This is a genomic window from Arthrobacter sp. UCD-GKA, from assembly GCF_001863355.1.
GTDB lineage: Bacteria > Actinomycetota > Actinomycetes > Actinomycetales > Micrococcaceae > Paeniglutamicibacter.
Window position 1 is genome coordinate 638897 of record NZ_MOLR01000001.1, and the last position, 15827, is coordinate 654723.

Here is a 15827-nt window from a genome sequence, read left to right on the forward strand (position 1 = left end):
CATGTTTGAGTCCGTACAGGGCCTTCTCGATGAGCACGCAGCCCTCCAGGCGCAGCTCTCGGACCCCGCCGTCTACCAGGACCAGGCGATGGCCCGAAAGCTTGGGCGCCGCTCGGCCGAACTCAACGGCATCGTCGAGGCGCACAAGCGCTGGAAGCAGGCCACCGAGGACCTCGAGGCGGCCCGCGAGATGGCCGACGAGGACCCCGATTTCGCCGCCGAGGTCGCCGAGCTCGAGGAGAAGCTGCCCGCGCTCGAGGAAAGATTGCGCAGGCTGCTGATCCCGCGCGACCCCAACGACGCGCGCGACGTGATCCTCGAGGTCAAGGGCGGTGAAGGCGGGGACGAGGCCGCGCTGTTCGCCGCGGACCTGCTGCGCATGTACACCCGCTACGCGGAGCACATGGGCTGGAAGACCGAGCTGATCTCCTTCAACGAGTCTGACCTCGGCGGCTACAAGGACGCCCAGATGGCCATAAAGGGCAAGTCGAACGACCCGGCCCAGGGCGTCTACGCGCATCTGAAGTTCGAGGGCGGGGTGCACCGCGTCCAGCGCGTGCCGCAGACCGAGTCCCAGGGCCGCATCCACACCTCGGCCGCCGGCGTGCTGATCCTGCCCGAGGTCGACGAGCCCGAAGAAGTCGACATCCACCCGAACGACCTGAAGGTCGATGTCTACCGCTCCTCGGGACCGGGCGGCCAGTCGGTGAACACCACCGACTCCGCGGTGCGCCTGACCCACATCCCCACCGGCATCGTGGTGGCCATGCAGAACGAGAAGTCGCAGATCCAGAACCGCGAAGCCGCGATGCGCGTGCTGCGTTCGCGCCTGCTGGCCCACCAACAGGCCATCATCGACGCGGAGAACTCCGACATCCGCAAGTCCCAGGTGCGCACCATGGACCGCTCCGAGCGCATCCGCACCTACAACTACCCGGAAAACAGGATCGCGGACCACCGCACCGGCTACAAGGCGTACAACCTCGACCACGTGATGAACGGCGAGCTCGAGCCGCTGATCAACTCCTGCATCGAGATGGACGAGCAGCAGCGCCTGGACGCCATCGGCGGGGACAAGGGCTAGGCGCGGCAGGTGAGCGAACCGGTTTTCGGCAGGTCGCTGGCGCAGGTGCTCGGCGCGGCGACCGCCGCCCTTGAGGCGGCGAAAGTCCCCTCCCCGCGGGTGGACGCCGAGCTGCTGGCAGCCCACGTGCTGGGCATCTCCCGCGGACGGCTCGCCTCGATGGTGATGATGGGGGAGTGCTTCAGCGCCGGGGACGCCGAGGCGTACGCGCACCTGGTCTCCAGGCGCGCCACCCGCATCCCGCTGCAGCACCTCACCGGGCTCGCCCACTTCCGCTACCTGGAGCTGGCGGTGGGACCCGGTGTGTTCGTGCCGCGCCCCGAGACCGAGTCGGTGGTCCAGCTGGCTATCGACTTCGCCGCCGGCCTGCAGCACCCGCTGCTGGTGGACCTGGGCACCGGCTCCGGGGCCATCGCCGGGTCCCTGGCCCACGAGCTGCCCGGCGCCCGCGTGCATGCGGTGGAGCTGTCCGAGGACGCGTTCGGCTATGCGGCGCGGAACCTCGAACCGCTGGGCGTGCACCTGGTCAAGGGGGATTTGTCCGACGCGTTTGCCGAGCTCGACGGCACCTGCGACGTGGTCGTGTCCAACCCGCCCTACATCCCGGCCAACGCGGTCCCGCGCGAGCCCGAGGCCCGCGACCACGACCCGGCCATGGCGCTGTACGGCGGCGGGGAGGACGGCATGGTCCTGCCGCGGGCCGCCGAGGCCTCCGCCGCACGGCTGCTGCGTCCCGGGGGCTTCTTCGTCATGGAGCACGCCGAGGTCCAGGCCGAGGCCATGGCGGCCATGTTTGCCGCCTCCGGGAACTGGGAGAAGATCCAGACCCATCTGGATCTGACCGGCAGGGACCGGGCCACCAGCGGCGTCCGCCGCTAACACCACCCGAAACATGGAAGAATGAATCACGTGACTTCACGTTTTGATGCCCGCGACAGCCAGGAACTAGAGACTGGACTCGCGGCCGCACGCGCCGCACTGGCCGAAAACCGGTGCATCGTGATGCCCACCGACACCGTCTACGGCATTGCCGCCGACGCCTTCTCCGCACAGGCGGTCGCCACGCTGCTGGCCGCCAAGGGCCGCGGGCGCAGCATGCCGCCACCGGTGCTGATCCCGCAGGCCGCGACGCTGGACGGACTGGCCGCCGACATCCCGCACTTCGCCCGCGAGCTGGCCGCGCGGTTCTGGCCCGGCGCGCTGACCCTGATCCTGCATGCCCAGCCGTCGCTGACCTGGGACCTGGGGGAGACCCGTGGGACCGTCGCCCTTCGGGTGCCCGACGACGAAATCGCCCGCGACCTGCTCAAGCTCACCGGCCCGCTGGCCGTCTCCTCGGCCAACCGCACCGGCCAGCCCGCCGCTGACACCGCCGAAGCGGCCTTCGACCAGCTCGGCGAAACCGTCGAGGTGTACCTCGAGGCCGGGCCCCGCCCGGTCTCCGGCGAAGCGCTGGGCTCCACCATCATCGATTGCACGCTGACCCCGCCGCGGGTGGTGCGTGCCGGCGCGTTGGCGCTCGAGCTGCTGCGCGAGGTGGTCCCGGAACTGCTGGACGCCGACGGGCAGCCGGATCCGGCGAKCGCCGCCGCGGAGGCGCCCGGGACGGGCCCCGCCGACGAGTCCGAAGCCCCCGAGGCCGAATCCGCCGACGCCGACACCTCTACGGCACCCGAGGACTCCACCCGGGCCGCGGCACCCGAGGGAGCGGCCGACTCCGGTGCACCCCTGGACACAACCGCGAAGCAGGCACCGCCCCGGGGCGAGGACGCGGCAGGGGAGTCCGCCCGCGCGTCATGAGAAGCTATCTCCTGCTGATCGGGATCACCTTCATGACCTCGTATCTGCTTACCCCGGTGCTCCGCGTCGCGGGCGTGCGATTCATGCCCAAGGCCCCGGTGCGCGAACGGGACTTCCACCAGAAGCCCACCCCCAAGCTCGGCGGGGTCGCCATTATCGGCGGCCTTTACCTCGGGATCCTGGTTGCCTCGCAGATTCCGTTCTTCGCCGGGATCTTCCGGTCGACAGAATCGATCCAGGGCGTGCTGATCGCCCTGGGCATCATCCTGGTCATGGGGGTTTTTGACGACCTCTTGGACCTGCGCTGGTGGATCAAGCTCATCGGGCAGGTCGCGGTGGGCCTGGTCATCGTCAAGCACGGGATCCTGCTCAAGGCCCTGCCGGTGGGTTCCCTGCAGATCGAATCGCCGATGGTCCAGGTCGTGGTCACGGTGTTGATCATCGTGGGCACGATGAATGCCATCAACTTCGTCGACGGCCTGGACGGACTGGCCGCCGGCATCTCCGCCATCGGGGCTGCGACCTTCTTTGTATACAGCTACCTGCTCGCCACGCGCGTCAGCGCCGAGGACAACGCGAACTTCTCCGCCCTGCTGTGTGCCGTGCTGCTGGGTGCCACGCTGGGCTTCCTGCCGCACAACTTCCAGCCGGCCTCCATCTTCATGGGGGAGACCGGGGTGCTGGCCATCGGGATGCTTTTTGCGGTGGCCACCCTGGCCGTGACCGGGGACGTGCTGGGGGAGGACGCCTTCCGTTTCCGCAACGTCCCGGCCTTCATGCCGGTGATTCTTCCGGTGGCGGTGATCGTGCTGCCGTACGTCGACCTGCTGCTGTCGGTGATTAGGCGAACCGCCAAGCGCAGGTCCCCCTTCAGCGCCGACCGCGGGCACATCCACCACCGCCTGGTCGATCTCGGGCACAGCGCCCGCGCCGTGGTCATCATCCTTTACCTGTGGGCGTTGCTGGTCGCTTCCGGCGTCGTGGTCATCTCCCTGACCAACAGGAAAATCGCCATTCCCCTTTATGTTGCGGCCTTTGTTTGCGTGACGTTGGTCACCTGGTGGCCACTGCTCAAGCGCGCCCGGGGCAAGGCCCAGACGCCCGGCGCAAACTAGCTGCGCCCGCCGTGCGCCGGTCCGCCAGCAACCGGTTCGGACCCCCGTTCTATGTCATGTAGAATTCAAGGGTCGCCTTCACCGGGGACATCCCCCATTCAAGCCTCGATACCAGGCAGGCGCCCGCAGCAAGCGGGCCCTTCTGTATACAAGGGAACTGGAATTACATGATCAAGCCGGAACGCGGTTCCAAGGCCAGCGGTGCATTGGTTGCATCGTCGGCTCCGCGTTCCCCTTGGCTGGGGATCCTGAAGACCTGTCTCGCCTACACCGTTGGTGTCGGCGCACTTGCGTCCCTCGCCGCGTGGCCGATCCTTGGCGCACGCGAGGCCGGCTCGCTGGCCTTCGGTTGCGCCTTGATCGTTGTGTTCTTCGGCGTCAGCCTGCTGGTGGCCGAATGGGCCGGGCGCTATCGCAGCACCTGGGCACTGCCGGCGTTCTTGTTCATGTACATCGCCAAGATCCTGGCAATGGGCTTCCTGGTGCTTTTCTCCGGGCTGCCCGATTGGGTGCTTGCGCCCTATTTCATGTGGGGAGCGCTGGGTTCCCTGGTGCTGTGGCAGTTTGGCGAGATCCGCGCCTTCTCCCGGGCACGGCTTCCCATTTTCAATTCCGACGATCCATCGCCGACCCCATCCGCTGGAGGGGAAAATGGACAACCCTGAAACCAGTCCCGTCCAAGGGCCGAAACAGCCTCGCGTCCGCGAGTACGTCAACTACATTGTTGGCGGGCTCATCGCGTGGGGTTTGATAGGCTGGGGTTTGGATCTTTTGCTGGACACCCGCTGGATAGTTTTCCTCGGAGCGCTGCTTGGCGCAACCGCAGGAATGTTTCTGGCTCGCCACCATTTGCGGCATCGACGCCGCGGGTTTTCACCAGACGATGAGATCGACCAATAGAACTTCACACGGTGGGCGGCGCCTTGCGCCGAATCACCGATTTTGCCCCACGACCGAAACTGCAGAGAGGACAGCGCGTTGACCGCGTTTGCGCTTCCGACGGCCACTGAACCTTATGTCCCGCCGTCGATTTCCGACACCCACCTTCCCGAGGTGCTGCCATGGTTAGCCGAGTACGGGACCGGTTTCGGCAAGCAGATGGTCATGATCATCCTCTCGATCATCTTGATCGTGTGGTTCTTCAAGTCGGCCATCAAGAACCCGAAGCTCGTTCCAGGCAAGGTACAGTTCCTGGCTGAAAGCGCCTACGGCTTCGTCCGTAACGGCATCGGCCGCGACATCATCGGCGAAAAGAACTTCGCCCAGTGGGTCCCGCTGTTGTTTGCGACCTTCTTCTTCGTCTTGCTGAACAACCTGTTCGGGGCCATCCCGTTCCTTCAGCTCCCGTCCTTCTCCCACGCCGGTGCAGCATACGCCATGGCCATCATCATCTATGGCACCTGGATCGCTGTCGGGGTGAAGAACCACGGTATCCGCTACTTCAAGCTGGCCGTCGTTCCCTCGGGCGTCCCGGGCTGGATCATGCCGCTGATGGTGCCGTTGGAAATCATTTCCAACTTCATCGTCCGCCCGTTGACCCACTCCTTGCGTCTGATGGCCACCATGCTTGCCGGCCACATGATCGTGATGCTGGCAGCCACCGGCGCCCGCCACCTGATCATGGTCCAGGAGTCCCTGGCCATGAACGCCATCGGCGTTGCGGTCATCGCGGGATCCGTTGCGATGTACTTCCTCGAACTCTTGATCATGGTCCTGCAGGCGTTTGTCTTCGCCCTGCTGACCGCCATCTACATCCAGGGTGCCCTGGATGCAGACGCCCACTAATTCGGGCTCGCACCAAAAAACAAAGTTTTCCCCTTCATCAGGGAATGACCTCACAACCTGCCGACAAAGTGTCGGTATCTTGAAAGGAACGAAATGGAACTCCACGGCTCCCTTAACATGATCGGCTACGGCCTGGCTGCAATCGGCTCGGCCATCGGCGTGGGCATGATCTTCGCTGCCTACATCAACGGCGTTGCACGCCAGCCGGAAGCACAGCGCATCCTGCAGCCGATCGCCATGCTGGGCTTCGCCCTTGCAGAAGCACTGGCCATCCTGGGCTTGGTCTTCGCCTTCGTCGTCGGCGCCTAGTTCCCCTCGTAGTGGCCCTGCCACTGTCGCAGGCGCCATTGCAATTGGAACTTAAGAGATAAGGAAGAGTGAGAATGATCAGCAACGAATTGATCCTCGCTGCAGGTGCGGGCGCAAACCCGCTGCTTCCGAACCCGTGGGAAATTCTTGTCACTGCCGCAGGCTTCGCTGTCCTGTTGTTCATCGTGGTCAAGTACATTGCCCCGGCATTCGAGAAGTCCTACCAGGACCGTGTCACGGCCATCGAGGGTGGACTTGAGAAGGCAGAGGCCGCACAGGCCGAAGCCAACGCCACCCTGGAGCAGTACAAGGCACAGCTGCTGGAAGCACGCACCGAAGCCAACCGCATCCGTGAGGAAGCGCGCGAAGAAGGTGCACAGATCCTCGCGGATCTCAAGACCAAGGCCGCCGAAGAGTCCGCTCGAATCACCGAGCAGGCACACCGCCAGATCGAATCCGAGCGCGTCGCAGCAGTTACCTCGCTGCGTGCCGAGGTCGGCACCCTGGCAACCGCTTTGGCCAGCAAGATCGTCGACGACGCTCTTGAGAACGATGACCGCGCTTCCCGCGTGGTCGACAAGTTCCTGGCAGACCTGGAAAACCAGCAGAACGCAGGTGCATCGAACTAATGGCAGGTGTATCGAGCGAGTCACTGTCCGCGGCGCTGGCGTCGTTGGAAACCAAGCTTGCACACGCGTCCTTGGAATTGTCCGCCGAGCTATTTGGAACGGTTGACGTTCTGGATGGCAACGCAGGCCTGCGTCGCGCACTGACTGATCCGGCCCGTGGGGCCTCGGACAAGGCTGGCCTTGTGGCCAAGCTGTTGCACGGGAAGGTGTCGGCGGAAGCCGAAGCCACCGTCGCGTCTCTGGCATCCTCGCGTTGGAGCTCGGCACGAGACATTGGCGATGCATTGGAAACCCTGGCGGCAACTGTCGCCATCGTGGTGACCGAGCGTCAGGGCGGTTCCGCAGGACTGGAGAGGCTCGAAGAAGACCTCTTCGCGTTCATCCGTGTGGTTGGATCCAGTCATGATCTGCAGCGTGCTCTCGATGATTCCAAGGCATCGGACGAAGCCAAGGGCGCCCTGGCGCTCAAGCTGGTTCCGAACGCCTCGGACGCATCGGCACTGCTGATCCGCCAGGCCGTCGCTTCGCCGCGCGGGCTCAAGCCCGTTGCACTTCTGGAGCGCTTCGTGGAATTGGTGGCTAAACGCCAGGACCGCTGGATTGCCCAAGTGAGCGTCACCCGTGATCTCACGAGCGAGCAAACAGCGCGCCTGCAGGCAGGCCTGAACAACCTTTACGGCCGGGACTTGAAGATCAATGTCGAGATCGACCCGGCACTAGTTGGCGGCATCCGCATCAAGGTGGGTGACGAGGTTGTTGACGCAACCATCGCCACCCGCGTCGCGGATCTTCGCCGCCAGTTGGCAAGCTAGGCAGCCCCCCACCACAACGGGGGGCCTGCCTTGCAGGCCAGTCACCATAGACTGAATCAAATTTCGGTTGCCGCAAGGATCCATCGCGGCAATCACAACTTAGGAGAGCAGGGACTGCAGATGGCCGAATTGACCATCAACGCCGACGACGTCCGCAATGCCTTGAATGAGTTCGCAGCGTCCTACGAACCGGGCAAAGCTGAGCGCACCGAGGTCGGCCGCGTAACCACGGCAAGTGACGGCATCGCCAAGGTGGAGGGTCTTCCCTCCGTCATGGCCAATGAGCTGCTTCGCTTCGAAGACGGCACTCTGGGCCTGGCCCAGAACCTTGATACCCGCGATATCGGTGTTGTTGTCCTTGGCGACTTCACCGGCATTGCCGAAGGCCAGCGCGTAGAGCGCACCGGCGAAATCCTTTCGGTTCCGGTGGGCGACGCCTTCCTGGGCCGCGTGGTGGACCCGTTGGGCGAGCCGATCGATGACCTTGGCCCGATCGCTTCCACCGCACGTCGTGCGCTGGAAACGCAGGCTCCTGGCGTGACGCAGCGCAAGTCGGTTCACGAACCGCTGCAGACCGGCATGAAGGCCATCGACGCGATGATCCCGATCGGCCGTGGCCAGCGCCAGCTGATCATTGGTGACCGCCAGACCGGCAAGACGGCCCTGGCCGTTGACGCCATCATCAACCAGAAGGCCAACTGGGCTTCGGGCGATACCAACAAGCAGGTCCGCTGCATCTACGTGGCAATTGGTCAGAAGGCTTCGACCATTGCCGCAGTGCGCCAGACCCTTGCGGACAACGGCGCCCTGGAGTACACCACTATCGTGGCCTCCCCGGCATCCGACCCGGCTGGTTTCAAGTACCTGGCACCGTACGCCGGCTCGGCCATTGGCCAGCACTGGATGTACGACGGCAAGCACGTTCTGATCGTCTTTGATGATCTGTCCAAGCAGGCCGAAGCCTACCGCGCCGTATCGCTGCTGCTGCGCCGTCCGCCAGGACGCGAGGCATACCCGGGTGACGTGTTCTACCTGCACTCCCGTCTGCTCGAGCGTTGTGCCAAGCTCTCCGACGAGCTCGGTGCCGGTTCGATGACCGGTCTGCCGATCATCGAGACCAAGGCAAACGACGTCTCGGCATTCATCCCGACCAACGTCATCTCGATCACCGATGGCCAGATCTTCCTGCAGTCGGACCTCTTCAACGCCAACCAGCGTCCGGCCGTCGACGTGGGCATCTCGGTGTCCCGCGTGGGTGGCTCGGCCCAGGTCAAGGCCATGAAGAAGGTTTCCGGTACGTTGAAGCTGGAATTGGCCCAGTACCGCGACATGCAGGCCTTCGCCATGTTTGCCTCGGACCTGGATGCCGCTTCCAAGCAGCAGCTGACCCGTGGCGCGCGTTTGATGGAACTGCTCAAGCAGGGCCAGTACGCACCGTTCCCCGTCGAGGACCAGGTTGTTTCCATCTGGATGGGCACCAAGGGTTACCTGGACGATGTCCCGGTTGAAGACGTTCGCCGCTTCGAGACCGAGTTCCTCGCTCACCTTCGTCACCGCACCAACGCGTTGACCGTGATTGCCGAAACCGGCAAGCTCGAGGACGAGACCGCGCAAACGCTCGAGACGAACATCGTCGAGTTCAAGGCCGGTTTCTTTGGCCAGGGCGACGACAGGCTTGTCGCCGCAGGCAACGAAGAATTCGATGCCTTGTCCGAGGGTTCCGTCGACCAGGAAAAGATCGTCAAGCAAAAGCGCTGACATCACCTTTGAGTAGGGGTTGCCGCGTCGCCATGTGTGGCGCGGCAACCACTGCGAAGGGATAAGGAAAGGACAAACATGGGAGCCCAGATTCGGGTCTACCGCCAGAAGATTGCATCGACGACGTCGATGGGCAAGATCTTCAAGGCGATGGAACTGATCGCCTCTTCCCGTATTGGCAAGGCACGTGCGCGTGTCTCGGCATCGCTGCCGTACGCCAATGCGATTACCCGTGCTGTTACTGCCGTCGCGTCACAGTCCGAGGTCGAGCACCCACTGACCACCGAGCCGGAGTCAATCCGTCGCGCGGCAGTCTTGGTCATGACTTCGGACCGCGGGCTCGCCGGGTCCTACTCCGCCAGCGTCTTGAAGCAGGCAGAGCACCTCGTTGAACTGCTCCATTCAGAAGGCAAGGACGTCAAGACCTATCTGGTCGGCCGCAAGGCCCAGGCGTACTTCGACTTCCGTGGACGGGACTACGCGAAGGTGTGGACCGGTGGAACCGACGCTCCGGAGTTTGCAACCGCACGCGAACTGCGCGAAGTCCTGCTGAAGGACTTTGCCGACGAGTTTGAAGCTGGTGGCGTGGACGAGATCCACGTTGTTTTCACCCAGTTCAAGTCGATGGTCGTTCAGGAGCCGACGGTCATTCGTTTGCTGCCGCTTGAGGTTGTCGAGGAGGAGTCCGAGACTCCTGCCGACGAGCTGTTGCCGCTCTACGAATACGAGCCGGAACCGGAGCAGGTCTTGGATGCACTGCTCCCGCGCTACATCGAGTCACGTATCTTCAACGCAATGTTGCAGGCGGCGGCTTCCGAGCTCGCAGCCCGCCAGCGTGCCATGAAGTCCGCAGGCGACAACGCCAAGGACCTCATCAAGAAGTACACGCGTCTTCGTAACAACGCCCGCCAGGCCGAGGTTACCCAGGAACTTTCCGAAATTGTTGCCGGCGCTGACGCGCTGAACGGCTAACCGGATTTTCCTACCAACACTTACATCCACGCCATCTACACAAGTGAAGTGAGAGAGATGACTGCCCAACTTAACGAGCAGGGTACCGCTGCCTCGACCGGTGCAACCGGTCGCATCGCACGCGTTATCGGCCCGGTTGTCGACGTTGAATTCCCCGCCGACTCCTTGCCTGCAATTTACAACGCTCTTTCCGCTGAGATTACCCTCAACGGCGAGACCAAGACCATCACCTTCGAAACCAGCCAGCACCTCGGTGACTCAATGGTTCGCGCGATCTCCCTGCAGGCCACCGACGGACTCGTCCGCGGTACCTCGGTGGTCGACTCGGGTGCCCCGATTTCCGTACCCGTTGGCGATGTCGTCAAGGGTCACATCTTCAACGTCCTGGGCGAGCCCCTCGACGTGGAAGCCTCGGAACTCGAGATCACCGAGCGCTGGCCGATCCACCGCAAGGCACCTGCTTTTGCAAGCCTTGAGGGCTCGACCGAAATGCTCGAAACCGGCATCAAGTCGATCGACCTTTTGACCCCTTACATCAAGGGCGGCAAGATTGGACTGTTCGGCGGCGCCGGCGTCGGCAAGACGGTTCTGATCCAGGAAATGATCACCCGTGTGGCCCGCAACTTCGGTGGTACCTCGGTATTCGCCGGTGTTGGCGAGCGCACCCGTGAAGGTAACGACCTCTGGGTCGAAATGGAAGAAGCAAACGTTCTGAAGGACACCGCCTTGGTGTTCGGCCAGATGGATGAGCCGCCAGGCACGCGTCTGCGCGTGGCACTGTCGGCGCTGACCATGGCGGAGTACTTCCGCGATGTGCAGAACCAGGACGTGCTGCTCTTCATCGACAACATCTTCCGCTTCACCCAGGCCGGTTCCGAGGTGTCGACCCTGCTGGGCCGCATGCCTTCGGCCGTGGGTTACCAGCCGAACCTTGCCGACGAGATGGGTCTCCTCCAGGAGCGCATCACCTCGACCAAGGGCCGTTCGATTACCTCGATGCAGGCCGTTTACGTGCCTGCCGATGACTACACCGACCCGGCACCGGCAGCGACCTTCGCCCACTTGGACGCGACCACGGAACTTTCCCGTGAAATCGCTTCCCGTGGCCTGTACCCGGCCATCGATCCGCTGACCTCCACGTCGCGAATCCTTGACCCGCAGTACGTCGGCCAGGCTCACTACGAGACCGCGGTTCGCGTCAAGCAGATCCTTCAGAAGAACAAGGAACTGCAGGACATCATCGCGATCCTCGGCATCGACGAGCTCGGCGAAGAAGACAAGATCGTCGTGGCTCGCGCCCGTCGCATCCAGCAGTTCCTCTCGCAGAACACCTACACCGCAAAGCAGTTCACCGGTGTCGAGGGTTCGACGGTTGCCATCAAGGACACCATCGAGGGCTTCAACGCGATCTGCAACGGCGACGTTGACCACATTGCCGAGCAGGCATTCTTCAACATCGGCGGCATGGACGACGTTGAGCGCCAGTGGGCCGACATCCAGAAGTCGACCCGCTAGTCATGGCCGAACTCCAAGTCGAAATCGTTGCAGCCGACCACTTCGTGTGGTCGGGCGCGGCGAAACTGGTCAAGGGACGCACCAGCAATGGCGAGATCGGGATCCTTCCCGGCCACGTGCCGATGCTGGCCGTCCTGGCTGCCGGGGATCTGGAAATCGTTCCGGTCTCCGGGTCACGGTTCTCGGTCCAGGTTGATGGCGGGTTCTTCTCCGTTGACGCCGACCGCGTGGTGATCGTAGCGGACAACGCCGTCATGGCCGACTCCGTCCCGGCGGGAACTCGATAGTCCTGCCTTGAACGAACTCGGCATTCCTGTACTCATCGTGTTGGCAGCCCTGCTGCTTGTGGTGATGTTCTTGGGTGCCATGGGAGTGCGCCGCATTCAGTTGCGGCGCACTCTTGGCACTTTCGACGCTTCCATCTGCACGTCCTCCGGGAAGTGGATGATGGTGATTGCGCGTTATGCTCCTGGAGAGCTTGACTTCCTCAAGCTCTTTTCGGTCTCCCCGATACCGGTGCATCGATTCCAACGGTCCTCCATCCTGCTCAAGGGCTGGAGAAAGCCCGAGGAAGAGGAAAAGCACCTGGTGCAGCCCGGAAGCGTCATCGTGATGATGAGCTATGAAGGCCGAGACGTCTTGATTGCCATGGATTACCAGACCTACAACGGCCTTTCGGCCTGGTTGGAGGCCGGCCCCGTTGCGGGCGTCGGCACCTGGCGGCAAGACTGATCAAGCAAGACAAAAGCCTGGGGCGGGATGAATAAATCATCCCGCCCCAGGCTTTTGTGTTCTTTTAGCGTTTCCGCCTATCCGACCGGTTGCGCCATGCGAGCCGGGCACGGAAGGGCGGGAAGTTCAAAGAGTCTGTGAAGTCCTTTAGAGACCGACCACACCGGTGGCCTGCGGCCCCTTGGCACCCTGGCCAACTTCGAATTCCACGCGCTGGTTCTCTTCCAGCGTGCGGAAACCGTTGGTCTGGATTTCCGAGTAGTGCACGAAAACGTCAGCCTCGGCGCCATCGGGAGTGATGAAGCCGAATCCCTTTTCGGCGTTAAACCACTTCACGGTTCCCTGAGCCATGTATATCTCCTCATTTAGTGCGAAAATCTGGCCGCTGCACCGTGCAACGGCCATGGGTGGTACTCAAGTGAGAAGATCACTGGCGTGGGTTTAACCCCGCCGCAGTCACTTCACACCCGCAGCACTGCTTTGGCGGGTATGACTAACCAACACAAAGACTGAGTCAAGCATCACACAATGGTGTGACTTGGGTCAATACCTTGGACTCAGATGGCAAGCAAAGACTTCATACGGGCGCGGGCGGACCGGAGCCGTGATAAGGACCGCCGGCGGAGAGCGGTGCCGTCGTTCCGGGGGAGTCGCGGGGTCTTGGGGGGCTGCAAGGCTCGGCCAGAGGTCACGGCTGGTGCGGCAGCGGGCCGAACCCGGCACCCACCGGGCCCGGTGGATGCCGCGTGGGGAAGGGGTGGACCGTCAGAGCAGGTATTTGCCGTTGCGGACGACCTGCTGCAGCATTAGGTCCGCGTCCAGGACCAGCAGGTCCGCCGCAAAACCCTGGTGGAGCCGACCGGCCTCGTCGATCAGGCCCAGCACGCTCGCCGGCACCTTGGTGGCGGAAACGAGGGCGTCGCGCAGATCCACCCCGGCGGCCACCGTGAAGCGCAGGACGTCAAGCATGCTGGCGGTACCCCCGGCCAGCGATCCGTTCGAGGCCAGGCGGGCTTCCCCGTTGGACACCATGACTTCTGCCGGGCCCAGCTTGTAGGTGCCGTCCGCCAGTCCGGTGGCTGCCATCGAGTCGGTGACCAGGGCGATGGACTCGGCCCCCACCAGGTTGAACATGGCACGGACCATGTCCGGGTCGAGGTGCACGCCGTCGGCGATGAGTTCGACGATGATCTTGCCCTGGGCCGCCATTTCCAGGCAGGCAGCGACCGGACCGGGTGCCCGGTGGTGCATCGGCGGCATCCCGTTGAACAGGTGGGTGACGGTGGGGCGCTCGGTGAAGCCGTCGACCCCGGCGCTGGCCAGTTCCTCGCGGGCTAGGGCCAGCGAGGCGGCGGTGGTGGACGCATCGGCATCGGTGTGTCCCAGGGAGGGGACAACGCCCTGGGAGACCAGCTGCTCGAGCAGCGCGTCGGCCCCGGGAAGTTCCGGAGCGTAGGTCATGGTGCGCAGCTGGCCGGCCGAGGCGTCGATCAGCGCGTCGACGAAGTCCGGTTCCGGGTCGGAGAGGAATGCCGGGTCCTGGGCGCCGCAGCGCGCCGTGGACAGGAACGGCCCCTCCGCATGGATCCCGGCGATGTCCCCGCGCTGGGCGAACTCGGACAGCACGGTGGCGGAGGCCAGCATGTCGGCGCGCGAGGCGGTGACCAGCGATGCCAAGAATGAGGTGGTGCCCGAGCGGTGCAGGTGCTCGATGGCGGTGGCGATCTTCTCGCGGTCCCCGGAGGGGAAATCGCCGCCGGCCGCGCCGTGGCAATGCAGGTCGATCAGGCCGGGGATGATGATGGTTCCCTCGGGGCTTTCACGCAGCTCAAAGGCGCCGGCTTCGTCGAAGAAGGAGAACTCGCGCACGTCGCCGGCGAACGCAATCCGGTTGCCCTCCACGGCGATGATGCCCTTGGTGATGTCCCTGCCGGGGGACACCAGTCGTCCGGTCAATGCGTAACGGTCGGGTGAGTCGGTGGAAGTCATGGACCTATTCTAGGTCCGAGCGCCCGCGTACCGGGGTAGCCGCGGCACAAGGTTGCGCCTCCCGCCTGTCCGGCCGGGCCAAGCCGGTCCGGCGCCGCCGAGGGATGTGGTCCCGAAGGCGGGGTCGAGCGCTGCCGCTGGGTCCCTAGAAGAGCCGCGCTGCCACGTCGTCGACGCCGCGCATCGCGTCGTAGTCCAACACCAGGCAATCGATCCCGCGGTCGGTGGCCAGCGTGCGGGCCTGCGGCTTGATCTTCTGGGCGGCGAAGATGCCGCGCACCGGCTTGAGCAGCGGGTCGCGGTTGAGCAGCTCGAGGTAGCGGGTGAGCTGTTCGACGCCGTCGATGTCGCCATTGCGCTTGAGCTCGATGGCCACGGTGGCGCCGCCGGCGTCGCGTGCCAGGATGTCCACGGGGCCGATGGCTGTCATGTACTCGCGGCGGATCAGCGTGTAGCCGACGCCGACGGTCTCGATCTGGTCGGCCAGCAGGCGCTGCAGGTCGGCCTCGGCCCCGTCCTTGATCAGCCCGGGGTCGATCCCGAGGTTGTGCTCGGTGTCGTGGATGATCTCCTTGATGTGGACCACCAGGCGGTCGTCGGACTTCTGGTGGGCGACGTGCCAGAGTTCGATGTCTCCCTCGGCGGCCTGTTCCTCGTCGGGCTCGACGACCCGCATCACGGCCGGGGGGCTCATCCAGTTCAGCGGCTTGTAGCTGCCGCCGTCGGAATGGACCAGCACGGAGCCGTCGGCCTTGACCATCAACAGACGGGTCGCCAGGGGGAGATGGGCCCGAAGGCGGCCCTCGTAATCAACTGAACACTTGGCAATCACTAAACGCACAACAGGCACTCTACCGGGTTTCGCCGCGTCCCCGGGCCCGGCTGCTGCGGGCCGCGGGTGCGCCGCGGGCACGGCCCGCCACGGAACTGGGGCAGAATTGGACCATGGCCCGCTCGAATCGACCTTCTCGTTCCTCCACGCCCGCACCCCGTTCCGGCCGGGTCAACAAGTGGACCCGACCCGAGGCCGCGGGCGACGATGCCTGGCTGGAAAAGGCGCGCTACGGGGTCCAGCGCCTGCAGGACGCGCCGGACGGGCAATGGCACGTGCGGCGGATTTCGGCCGTCGGCGCGTCCAAGACCTACAAGTGCCCGGGCTGCGGGCGCTTCATTTCCCCGGGGACCGAGCACCTGGTGGCGTGGCGGGCGGACCACTGGTCCGGCGACGATGCCTCGGCCGCGGCGCGGCGCCATTGGCACCCCAAGTGCTGGGAATCACGCTCCTACCGGTACTAGGCCGGCGCCGGCGGCCGGCGGGCCCGGAAGA

19 protein-coding genes are annotated in these 15827 nt (G+C 64.3%); 16 read left to right on the top strand and 3 right to left on the bottom strand.

Going from position 1 to position 15827, the window contains the following annotated elements; genetic code table 11:
- The first annotated feature begins 1 nt into the window (after position 1).
- From prfA to BLJ79_RS03040, 15 genes are all read left to right on the top strand, one after another.
- The gene (prfA, locus tag BLJ79_RS02970; RefSeq protein WP_071213151.1) at positions 2-1084 is read left to right on the top strand and encodes a peptide chain release factor 1; all 1083 of its coding nucleotides are present in this window, start codon (positions 2-4) and stop codon (positions 1082-1084) included.
- Positions 1085-1093: 9 nt separating this feature from the next.
- On the top strand, positions 1094-1963 hold the full coding sequence (gene prmC, locus BLJ79_RS02975) for a peptide chain release factor N(5)-glutamine methyltransferase (RefSeq protein WP_071213152.1): 870 nt from the start codon (positions 1094-1096) through the stop codon (positions 1961-1963).
- A 21-nt stretch (positions 1964-1984) separates the two neighbouring features.
- Entirely contained in the window at positions 1985-2884 is a 900-nt protein-coding gene (locus tag BLJ79_RS02980; protein WP_083410958.1) for an L-threonylcarbamoyladenylate synthase, read from the top strand.
- Positions 2881-3999: an MraY family glycosyltransferase gene (locus tag BLJ79_RS02985; RefSeq protein ID WP_071213153.1), complete on the top strand. Its 1119-nt coding sequence runs from the start codon at positions 2881-2883 to the stop codon at positions 3997-3999. The genes BLJ79_RS02980 and BLJ79_RS02985 overlap by 4 nt, the downstream gene beginning before the upstream one ends.
- A gap of 167 nt (positions 4000-4166) precedes the next feature.
- Complete coding sequence (locus tag BLJ79_RS02990; protein WP_071213154.1) at positions 4167-4664, top strand: hypothetical protein; 498 nt, start codon at positions 4167-4169, stop codon at positions 4662-4664.
- Positions 4651-4899 carry a hypothetical protein gene (locus tag BLJ79_RS02995; RefSeq protein ID WP_071213155.1) on the top strand — a complete coding sequence of 83 codons (249 nt, stop codon included), beginning with the start codon at positions 4651-4653 and terminating at the stop codon, positions 4897-4899. Before BLJ79_RS02990 ends, BLJ79_RS02995 begins: the two co-directional genes overlap by 14 nt.
- Positions 4900-4977: 78 nt before the next feature.
- The gene (atpB, locus tag BLJ79_RS03000) at positions 4978-5784 is read left to right on the top strand and encodes a F0F1 ATP synthase subunit A (RefSeq protein WP_071213156.1); all 807 of its coding nucleotides are present in this window, start codon (positions 4978-4980) and stop codon (positions 5782-5784) included.
- Between the two features lie 93 nt (positions 5785-5877).
- On the top strand, positions 5878-6093 hold the full coding sequence (locus BLJ79_RS03005; protein ID WP_071213157.1) for an ATP synthase subunit C-like protein: 216 nt from the start codon (positions 5878-5880) through the stop codon (positions 6091-6093).
- A 74-nt stretch (positions 6094-6167) separates the two neighbouring features.
- The gene (locus tag BLJ79_RS03010) at positions 6168-6722 is read left to right on the top strand and encodes a F0F1 ATP synthase subunit B (protein ID WP_071213158.1); all 555 of its coding nucleotides are present in this window, start codon (positions 6168-6170) and stop codon (positions 6720-6722) included.
- The gene (locus BLJ79_RS03015; RefSeq protein WP_071213159.1) at positions 6722-7534 is read left to right on the top strand and encodes a F0F1 ATP synthase subunit delta; all 813 of its coding nucleotides are present in this window, start codon (positions 6722-6724) and stop codon (positions 7532-7534) included. The genes BLJ79_RS03010 and BLJ79_RS03015 overlap by 1 nt, the downstream gene beginning before the upstream one ends.
- A 120-nt stretch (positions 7535-7654) precedes the next feature.
- The gene (gene atpA / locus BLJ79_RS03020; RefSeq protein ID WP_071213160.1) at positions 7655-9292 is read left to right on the top strand and encodes a F0F1 ATP synthase subunit alpha; all 1638 of its coding nucleotides are present in this window, start codon (positions 7655-7657) and stop codon (positions 9290-9292) included.
- A gap of 78 nt (positions 9293-9370) precedes the next feature.
- A complete protein-coding gene (locus BLJ79_RS03025) occupies positions 9371-10264 on the top strand; it encodes a F0F1 ATP synthase subunit gamma (RefSeq protein WP_071213161.1) in 894 nt (297 codons plus the stop codon).
- A gap of 57 nt (positions 10265-10321) precedes the next feature.
- Positions 10322-11779: a F0F1 ATP synthase subunit beta gene (atpD, locus tag BLJ79_RS03030; protein ID WP_071213162.1), complete on the top strand. Its 1458-nt coding sequence runs from the start codon at positions 10322-10324 to the stop codon at positions 11777-11779.
- A gap of 2 nt (positions 11780-11781) precedes the next feature.
- Positions 11782-12066: a F0F1 ATP synthase subunit epsilon gene (locus BLJ79_RS03035; RefSeq protein ID WP_071213163.1), complete on the top strand. Its 285-nt coding sequence runs from the start codon at positions 11782-11784 to the stop codon at positions 12064-12066.
- Between the two features lie 7 nt (positions 12067-12073).
- Complete coding sequence (locus BLJ79_RS03040; RefSeq protein ID WP_071213164.1) at positions 12074-12511, top strand: DUF2550 domain-containing protein; 438 nt, start codon at positions 12074-12076, stop codon at positions 12509-12511.
- Positions 12512-12658: 147 nt separating this feature from the next.
- On the opposite strand, the gene BLJ79_RS03045 is transcribed toward BLJ79_RS03040, so the two are convergent.
- The 3 genes from BLJ79_RS03045 to nucS all read right to left on the bottom strand — a co-directional run bounded on the left by BLJ79_RS03045 (position 12659) and on the right by nucS (position 15341).
- Positions 12659-12862 carry a cold-shock protein gene (locus BLJ79_RS03045; RefSeq protein WP_068735141.1) on the bottom strand — a complete coding sequence of 68 codons (204 nt, stop codon included), beginning with the start codon at positions 12860-12862 and terminating at the stop codon, positions 12659-12661.
- A gap of 414 nt (positions 12863-13276) precedes the next feature.
- A complete protein-coding gene (locus BLJ79_RS03050) occupies positions 13277-14500 on the bottom strand; it encodes an N-acetylglucosamine-6-phosphate deacetylase (protein ID WP_071213165.1) in 1224 nt (407 codons plus the stop codon).
- 145 nt (positions 14501-14645) lie between these two features.
- Positions 14646-15341, bottom strand: a complete 696-nt coding sequence (gene nucS / locus BLJ79_RS03055) for an endonuclease NucS (protein WP_071213166.1) — start codon at positions 15339-15341, stop codon at positions 14646-14648.
- A 104-nt stretch (positions 15342-15445) separates the two neighbouring features.
- Between nucS and BLJ79_RS03060 the strand changes: the two genes are divergently transcribed.
- Positions 15446-15796 (top strand): Rv1322 family protein, encoded by a 351-nt coding sequence (locus tag BLJ79_RS03060; RefSeq protein WP_071213167.1) that lies wholly within the window; start codon positions 15446-15448, stop codon positions 15794-15796.
- Positions 15797-15827 lie beyond the last annotated feature (31 nt).